At 77.6% G+C, this 744-nt stretch carries 1 protein-coding gene; it reads left to right on the top strand.

What is annotated here, in order from left to right; translation table 11 throughout:
- Window positions 1-42 precede the first annotated feature (42 nt).
- A partial coding sequence (locus tag HW577_RS25970; RefSeq protein WP_198378953.1) for a hypothetical protein occupies window positions 43-744 on the top strand: 702 nt, incomplete at its 3' end.

The following is a 744-nucleotide window of genomic DNA, read 5'->3' as shown; positions in this document are numbered from 1 at the left end:
GACGGTGCTGCTGTCGGGCTTCCTGCCGCCGGACGCCGCGCCGTGACGCTCGCGGAAGCCAATGTCATCTCCGCGCTCGGCACGCCGAACGGCATGGCCGGCGCGGCCACCCTCGCGGCGCTGGTGCGGGAGACGGTCGCCGCCGGCGTCGAGCGGCGCGTGCTGCTGTTCCGCCCCTCCGGCCTCGCGCCCGCGCGCCGGCGCTCGCCGCAGATGGCGATGCTCCGCGAAGCCTGGGGCGGGCTGCGCCGCACCTCCCGCACCCGCCTGTTCGAATTGCCGCGCGGGACGATGGTCGCGCTGGAAGCGCCGCCCGGCCACCATCTGGCCGAGACGCATGGCATGCTGGCCGACATGCTGGAACCGGCGGAAGCGGGCGCCGCGCTCGCCCTGCTGCGCCTGCCGGACCAGGCGGCTGCGGTGCTGGCCGCGATCGAGGAAGCTCTTGGCCTTGCGGCGGCGGTGCGGGCGGCCGCGCCGCCTGCCGGGCGGGCGCCCGATGGGGACGACGTCGCCGCGACGGAGCGCGCCATCGCCTCGGCCGACATCAGTTCCTTCCTCCGGCGCCGCCGGGTGTGCCGGCTGACCTCCGGCGGCGGTGCGCCGGAACCGCTGTGGGAGGACCGGCGCCTCGCGCTGCGCGACGCGCGGGATGCGCTGCTGCCGGGGCGCGACCTTGCGCTGGCGCCGATGCTCGGGCGGCGGCTGCGGCGCGCGCTGGAACGCCGCCTGATAGGTCGGAAG

The sequence above is a fragment of the Neoroseomonas rubea genome, from assembly GCF_016106015.1.
GTDB lineage: Bacteria > Pseudomonadota > Alphaproteobacteria > Acetobacterales > Acetobacteraceae > Neoroseomonas > Neoroseomonas rubea.
This window is presented reverse-complemented; position numbering and strand designations above follow the sequence as displayed.